The sequence below is a fragment of the Streptomyces sp. NPDC024632 genome, from assembly GCF_055559175.1.
Window position 1 is genome coordinate 188,729 of the sequence record NZ_JBVHLD010000019.1, and the last position, 7,233, is coordinate 195,961.

Genomic DNA, 7,233 nt, shown 5'->3' on the forward strand with positions numbered 1-7,233 from the left:
TATTTCGTGCGGAACTAGACCTAGGTCGCGCGCCGACTCGACCTCAGCGGCCTCCAGCTCCTCAACCAAGGGAAGGCACTCGGGCAGCCAGTGGAGCAGAGCTGCGCGCACGTACTCCGCATCGGAAGATACTTTTTTAGACACGGGCACAGTCACCTCGCTGCATCATCGATGTTTTGGGGGCTACGCCACAGGGGGAGGCCCGCAGTCCCCACCAGAAATCTCACAATAGATCATCCCGTCCCTCAGGTACTGTACAACGACGTCGACTATGAGGAGGCTATCGGTAATGCCACCTAGCGTACTCAGCATGCCCGATGTTCTCAGGCTCGGGCCGCTAGTCCGGAGCACGGGCTTGTATGGCCTCTCCTGGAACTGCGAACCTGTGACCGATTCAAGCGCTGGCGAATTCGCAACCCGGTTAATTTCACCGCGAATATTCCTATCAGCCTCAGTGGGTTCGTTGAGGTACTTCGTCACCTCGCCAGCCTTGTCGACGGATTCGTCCGTTCGTGATGGCGTGAGCAAGAAGCCGTGGATCGTGGATGACGGGTTGTGGGCTCGGATCGAGCCGCTGCTTCCGGCATGGCCGAACCTGTCGCCGGGCCCGCGGCCTGTGGATAATCGGCGCTGCCTGCAGGGCATCCTATTCGTGCTGTACACCGGCATCACCTGGCAGCAGTTGCCGCTGGAGCTCGGCTTCGGCTCCGGGCAGACCTCCTGGCGGCGCCTGGGTCGCTGGCAGGCGGCCGGAGTCTTCGAGGACCTGCACCGCACACTCCTGGCCGAGTTGAACACGGTCGGCCTGATCGACTTGACACGCGCCTGTGTGGACGCCTCCCACGTACGCGCGGAAATGGGGGCGAGGCGACAGGCCCCTCGCCGGTCGACCGCCGCACGACCGGCAGCAAACACCACCTGATCAGTGACGGCGGCGGCATTCCGTTCCACGTGATCACCACCGCCGCCAACGTCAACGACGTCACCCAGACCCTCGACCTGGTCGACGGGATCCCGCCCGTCGCCGGCCGAGTCGGGCACCCCCGCAAACGCCGCGACGCCCCTGCTCGGGGACAAGGGCTACGACAGTAACCCCAACCGGCGACAACTGCGCCAGCGCCGGATCCTGCCGGTCATCTCCCGCAAGGGATCACGGGACATCATCGGCCTCGGCAGGCTCCGCCACGTAGTCGAGCAGACCTTCGCCCAACTCCACCAGTTCAAGCGACCTGCCGTCCGCCGGGAACGACGCCTCGACCTCCACAACGCCTTCGTCTCACTCGCCTGCGCACTCATCTGCTGGCGACGCCTCAACAACGCATCCTCATGATCGTGTTACGAGTTCTCAGGTGTCAACGCCCGCTTCGGTCGCATGTCAACGCCCGCGAACCTGCCCGCACGTTGGCGCGCGTGGCCACTCACCGGTGACACGCGTACGGTTGGCACGATGCCCCGGTCCCCGGCAGCGGGTTTTTGATCTGTCTGGAAGAGGCGCATCGGGTGCATGTATTTCACGCAAACCCAAGGGCGCGTGGGCGCGCAACAGCGGCGCCCGGGGGCATCGACGCCCGGACGCCGCACACGGTCACTGCGGCGGCCAGTCTTCCGGCCGACCGTGTCGTCGGCGAACTGGCCTCCAGCAGGGACGGTCTTCCCGCGAAGGCGGCGGCGGAGCGGCTGCTGCGATGGGGGCCTAACGCTGTGTCGTCGCACCGTGCGCGGGCGCTTCCCGTGCTGTGGCGGCAACTGCGGTCTCCGCTGCTGGGACTGCTGCTGGCAGCCGCGGCCGTCTCCTTCGGCGTCGGAGAGCGCAGCGCCGCCGTGATCATCGCGGTGATCGTCGCCCTCTCGGTGGGCCTCGGCTTCGTCAACGAGTTCCGGGCCGAGAAGGCCGCCGAGGCGCTGCACAGCCAGATCCGCCACCAGGCGATCGTCTTCCGCGACGGCAAAGCGGTGAGCGTTCCGGTGACCGACCTGGTACCGGGAGACGTGGTCAGCCTCCGGCTGGGTGACATCGTGCCCGCCGACGTGCGGCTGCTGGAGGCGACCGACCTGGAATGCGACGAGTCCGTCCTCACCGGTGAGTCGCTGCCGGTGTCCAAGGCGACGGACCCGGTTCCGGCCGGGACGGCGCTGGCAGACCTGGCCTGCTGCGCCCTGATGGGCACGGTCGTCCACTCCGGCAGCGGCCGCGCTCTGGTGGTCTCCACCGGCGCCGATGCCGAGTTCGGGAAGATCGCGGTCGGGCTGAGCGGCCACCAACTGGAGACGGAGTTCCAGCGCGGGCTGCGCCGATTCTCCATGCTGCTGGTCTACGTCGCGGGCTCCCTCACCGCGTCGATCCTCGTGATCAACGTGGCGCTCCACAAGCCGCTCATCGACTCGCTGCTCTTCTCGCTCGCCATCGCGGTCGGCATCACCCCCCAACTGCTCCCGGCTGTCGTCTCCACCAGCCTGGCCGCCGGGTCGCGGCGCATGAGCCGCCGCAAGGTACTGGTCAAACGCCTGGTCTGCATCGAGGACCTCGGTGACGTCAACATGCTGTTCACCGACAAGACCGGCACCCTGACCCTGGGGCGCATCGACTTCATGCGCGCCGTGCCCGCAGGCGACGACTCTCCCGAACAGGTACTGCGCTGGGGCCTGTTGAGTACCGAGAGCAATGCCGCCGACGGCTCGGCGGTGGGCGGCAATCCACTGGACGCCGCCTTGTGGGACTCACCCGCGGCCCAGACCCAGCACACGGCTCTCGCCGCCTGGACGCAGGTGGCGGTACTGCCGTTCGACCACCAGCGCCGCATGGTCTCCACCGTGGTCCGCGACGGCTCCGGCACGGCGATCCTGGTCACCAAGGGCGCCCCGGAGAGCGTGCTGGAGCGCTGCGTCGACGTACCGGACACCGCCAGGAAGGCGCTGGAGGCCGAGTTCGCCGCGGGCAACCGCGTCGTGGCCGTCGCCACCCGGCCGGCTCCCGGCTTGCGGAAGCCCACCGCCCCGGACGAGAACACCCTGCACCTCAGTGGCCTGCTGGTATTCCTCGACCCGCCCAAGCCCGATGCGGCAGCGGCGCTGCTCCGGCTCGCCGGCCTGGGGATCGACGTCAAGATCGTCACCGGCGACAACCCCGCGGTGGCGGTCCGGGTCTGCCACGACCTGGGTCTGCCCGCTGCCACCGCCCTGACCGGGACAGACCTGAACACGCTCGACGACAACCAGCTCATCGAGGCGATCGAGCGCACCACGGTGTTCGCCCGCGTGAGCCCGGAGGACAAGGCACGCATCGTCCGTGTCCAGCGCACCACCGGAAACGACGTGGCGTTCCTCGGTGACGGCGTCAACGACGCCCTCGCCCTGCACGCCGCGGACGTCGGGATATCCGTCGACTCCGCCACGGACGTGGCCAAGGACGCCGCCGACGTGATCCTGCTGGAGAAGGACCTCGACGTCCTCGCCGACGGGGTCACGGAGGGACGCCGGATCTTCGCCAACACCATCAAGTACGTCCTCATGGGCACGTCCAGCAACTTCGGCAACATGTTCAGTGCGGCCGGTGCCTCGCTCTTCCTCAGCTTCCTCCCGATGCTGCCGTCGCAGATCCTGCTCAACAACCTGCTGTACGACTCCAGTCAGCTCGCCATCCCCACCGACAACGTCGATGAGGCGCAACTGCGCCGCCCCTCGCACTGGGACATCGGGTTCATCCGTCGCTTCATGATCTGCTTCGGGCCGATCAGTTCGGTCTTCGACTTCGCGACCTTCGGCGTCATGCTGTGGGTCTTCCACTCCGGTGCGACGCAGTTCAGGACCGGCTGGTTCGTCGAGTCACTCGCCACCCAGACGCTGGTGATCTTCGCCATCCGTACCCGCCGCATTCCGTTCTGGCGCAGCCACCCCAGCCTTCCCCTGGTGCTGGCGGCGTTCGGCGCGGCTGCGGTCGGCGCCGTACTACCGTCGACTCCGCTGGCCCACACCCTCGGATTCCAGCCATTGCCGGCAGGGTTCTTCGCGGCGCTGGCGGCCCTGACCGTCTGCTATCTCGGCCTGATCGAAGCGGGCAAGTGGCTCTTCTACCGCACCTTGCCGTCGCCGGACACTGTTCCTTTGCCACACGCGGGTCACCGGCGCCTGCTGCGACGGCGGGCCGCACGCTTCAGCTCGCTGAAGCGTGCGGCAGGCGGCACGGCCCGGGTGTAGGCGCGTACTGACCCTGAATCGATGACTACGGCGTCCCGGCCCTCTGGCCTGGTGTGTTCCGGCGGCGGAGCCACCGGAGCGGTTCGTCGGCTCCTCAGATGATGAAGGGGAACGGCGCGATCACGGCCAGCTGTGACGGGCCGAGCGACGCGGTGCCGAAGATGTCCTGGAGTGGGGGCGTATAGACGACGGCTGCCGTGAAGACCGGTTCGAAGGCGATGCCCCACAGCAGGAGCGGGTTGGACCGCAGGCCGATGGTGAACAGCGAGGCGTGGTCGGTCCGGGCGGCGAACGCCGTGCCGATCTGGCAGGCGACGATGCCGGCGAAGGTGATGGTCGTGGCCTGCAGATAGGCGTGGTGAAGGGCCGTACCGCCGCCGGTGGGGTCGCCGGGGTGCCAGCCGGCCCGCCAGAGGGTGAAGAAGAAGCCGCCCATGACCAGGACTGCCGAGATGCTTCCCAGGAACGCCCAGGCGCGGATGAGCAGCGCCCGGTCGATGACTCCGGCGGTGCGGGGTCGCGGCGGCCGGTCCATCACTCCGGGTTCGGCGGGCTCGCGTCCCAACGCCAGCGCGGGCAGCGTTTCCGTTCCGAGGTCGATGGCGAGGATCTGCAGGACCGTCAGCGGCAGCGGCACCGCGCCACCGGACAGCGCGACCACTTCGCCGCGGGCCTGCACCGCCTGGGCGACATCTTCGCGGGGCGGGTCGGCCATCGCCACCAGACCGACCAGGGGCAGCCCGGCTTCGGCTTCCTGCCTGTTGTCCAGAGCCCCGGGTACGACGCGCCGGGCGACGGGTTTCGAGTGCGCCCTTGGTGTGCACCACGAGGTCGCCGGAGGTCTGGTCCACCGTCGACATGCGCTTGAGGTGGGCGTCGAAGTGGAAGACCGCCCGGCGTGCGGCCGTACGCTGCGATGAGGTCACTCCTACCCCGAGCTCCGATGCCAGCCGCCCGCCAGGGACATGGTGCACGACGGCCTCGACTTCGACGGTGTCTTCTGCGCGACCGGCACGGTGGCGATGGGCGTGCCGCGCGGCCTCGCCGACTCAGAGGTGCGGGTGCCCGGTGAGGTCAAGTTGATCGGCCTCGACAACGTCGAGACGAGCGCATACCGCGCCCCCTCGCTGTCCACGATCGACCCGGACGACGACGCGACGGCACAGTCCGCGGTCGGCCTCCTGGCCCGGCGGTCGCGTCGTCGGTCAAGGACCAGGAAGGGATCGTCAGCCGCTTCAGTCCGGTGGCCAGGGAATCGACCTGCCGATGAGGCCAGATGGACCGCGGCAGAGTGAGCCGGCCCGAAAGTGCGTCCCGCGCAGGGGATGACGGGCCCTCGTCGTACTCGCTAGGCTCAATCCAGCAGTGGGAGCGCTCCCACGTACCCCGTCGCATCTGGCCCTCGCTCCCTGAGGGCCCTCTCCCCCCACGAGAGCACGGAGGAAAACTGTGACACCCCCCATCGGTACCCCACGCCCGGCCGAGGCGGTCAAGGCTCCCGCGCGCGGGTCGCGGCTGCGCAAGGCCATGGCGCTCGGCGTAGCCGCAGGTCTCGCCGCCACCGGCATCGTCCTGAGCACCGAGATCACCGCAGGTGCCGCGGCGCAGGGCAGCCTCCCGACCGGGACCCAGCTCTACGCGGACCCCAACTCCCAGGTCGTCCGCTGGGTTGCCGCCAATCCCGGTGACTCCCGCCAGCCGGTCATCGCCCGGCGGATCGCAAGCCAGCCGCAGGCGATCTGGTTCTCCAACTACCGCCCCTCCACCGTCACCGGCGACGTCCGGGCTGTCACCACGGCCGCGGCCACCGCCGGACAGGTGCCGGTGCTGGCCGTGTACGAGATCCCCAACCGTGACTGCGGCGGCGCGTCCGCAGGCGGCGCACCGGACCTGGCCTCGTACGACGCCTGGGTGCGCAACTTCGCCGCCGGGCTGGGCAGTGGCCGGTCGATCATCATCCTGGAGCCCGACTCCATCGCCCTGACCACCTGTCTGACCGCACAGCAGCAGGCCGACCGGTTCGCCTCGCTCTCCCGGGCGGGAGCCGCCATCCACGCCGCCGCACCCAACGCAAAGGTCTACCTGGACGGCGGCCACTCAGCTTGGAACAGTGCCTCGGAGCAGGCCAATCGGCTGCGCAGCGCCGGCATCCTGACGAATGCCGACGGCCTCTTCACCAACGTCTCCAACTTCAATACCACGGCCAATGAGGTCAACTTCGCCAAGAACGTGCTGGCCGCGCTCGGCAACCCGGCCAATCTGCACGCCGTGGTGGACACCAGCCGCAACGGTAACGGTCCAGCCGGCGGCGGGGCATGGTGCGACCCGTCTGGCCGGGCGATCGGCGCCTATCCCACGACCAACACCGGCGACGCGGCGATCGACGCGTTCCTCTGGGTGAAGCCGCCAGGCGAGGCGGATGGCTGCGCCGGCGCCGCAGGTACCTTCCTGCCGGACGTGGCATACGCGCTGGCATCCGCCGGAACCTCGGACCCCGTTCCGCCGACGACCCCGCCGACTACCGTTCCGCCGACCACCGTTCCGCCAACTACCGCCCCGCCGACGACCCCGCCGACCACGGCCCCGCCCACGACCCCGCCGCCGACAGGTGCGGCCTGCTCCGTCAGCTACAAGATCGTCAGCGCCTGGACGGGCGGCTTCACCACGGACGTGACCCTGCGCAACACCGGCGGCAGCGCAGTCAACGGCTGGTCGCTCAAGTGGACTTTCCCTGCCGACCAGAAGATCACCAGCGCATGGAACGCCACGACCACCCAGTCCGGCGCCACCGTGACCGCCACCGACCTGGGCTACAACGGCGCCGTCCCCGCGGGCGGCTCCACCAGCTTTGGTTTCCAGGGAACAGGCTCCGGCACCACCTCGCCCACCGCGTTTACGCTCAACGGCTCTGCCTGCACCGTATCCTGACGCACCATCCGCTCTACGGCGGTGGGGGGGGGGGGGGGGGGGGGGGGGGGGGGGGGGGGGGGGGGGGGGGGGGGGGGGGGGGGGGGGGGAGGGGGGAGGAGGGGGAGAGGG

4 protein-coding genes and 1 pseudogene are annotated in these 7,233 nt (G+C 69.1%); 4 read left to right on the top strand and 1 reads right to left on the bottom strand.

From position 1 onward, the window contains the following. Positions 1-520: 520 nt before the first annotated feature. Both ACZ37P_RS32000 and mgtA read left to right on the top strand, forming a co-directional pair. Positions 521-1,330, top strand: a pseudogene (locus ACZ37P_RS32000) (IS5 family transposase). A 170-nt stretch (positions 1,331-1,500) separates the two neighbouring features. After that, positions 1,501-4,194 carry a magnesium-translocating P-type ATPase gene (gene mgtA, locus ACZ37P_RS32005; protein ID WP_467349844.1) on the top strand — a complete coding sequence of 898 codons (2,694 nt, stop codon included), beginning with the start codon at positions 1,501-1,503 and terminating at the stop codon, positions 4,192-4,194. A gap of 94 nt (positions 4,195-4,288) precedes the next feature. Here mgtA and ACZ37P_RS32010 read toward each other — a convergent pair whose 3' ends face one another. Next, a complete protein-coding gene (locus ACZ37P_RS32010; RefSeq protein ID WP_467349846.1) occupies positions 4,289-4,909 on the bottom strand; it encodes a cation transporting ATPase C-terminal domain-containing protein in 621 nt (206 codons plus the stop codon). Between the two features lie 250 nt (positions 4,910-5,159). Here ACZ37P_RS32010 and ACZ37P_RS32015 point away from each other — a divergent pair, with 250 nt between their 5' ends. Together ACZ37P_RS32015 and ACZ37P_RS32020 are read left to right on the top strand one after the other, a co-directional pair. Next, entirely contained in the window at positions 5,160-5,489 is a 330-nt protein-coding gene (locus ACZ37P_RS32015) for a substrate-binding domain-containing protein (protein WP_467349847.1), read from the top strand. Positions 5,490-5,643: 154 nt separating this feature from the next. Further along, positions 5,644-7,122, top strand: a complete 1,479-nt coding sequence (locus tag ACZ37P_RS32020; protein ID WP_401854489.1) for a glycoside hydrolase family 6 protein — start codon at positions 5,644-5,646, stop codon at positions 7,120-7,122. Positions 7,123-7,233 lie beyond the last annotated feature (111 nt).